Origin of the sequence: Methanoculleus sp. UBA208 (assembly GCF_002498065.1) — an archaeon.
Classification (GTDB): domain Archaea; phylum Halobacteriota; class Methanomicrobia; order Methanomicrobiales; family Methanoculleaceae; genus Methanoculleus.
In genome coordinates this window covers 12749-13030 of the sequence record NZ_DAFZ01000051.1, presented here as the reverse complement: position 1 = coordinate 13030, position 282 = coordinate 12749, and the positions used below count along the sequence as shown (strand labels likewise).

Below are 282 nucleotides of genomic sequence, written 5' to 3'. Positions count from 1 at the left end.
CGGAACTGATCGTGATGGGCGGGACGATGACCGCCCGCCCGATCGAGTATCAGGAGTGGTTCGTCGGGGCCGCCGTGCAGGCGATGAACGATTACCCCCGGGCCGGGATTCCGCAGGAAAAACCCGACCTCGATGCCATCTTTGCCGTGAACGAGTCGGCAAGCGTCCGGTGCGTCGCCGCCACGTTCGAGACGCGCCCGGACTGGTGCCGGGAGGAGCACATCCACCAGATGCTTGCGATGGGCGTGACCAAGGTGGAACTCGGCGTCCAGCACCTGGACG

Annotated in this window: 1 pseudogene; it reads left to right on the top strand. The window is 66.0% G+C overall.

Annotated elements, in window-relative coordinates:
• Positions 1–282 (top strand): annotated as a pseudogene (locus BRA62_RS05045) (tRNA uridine(34) 5-carboxymethylaminomethyl modification radical SAM/GNAT enzyme Elp3); the annotation flags it as partial.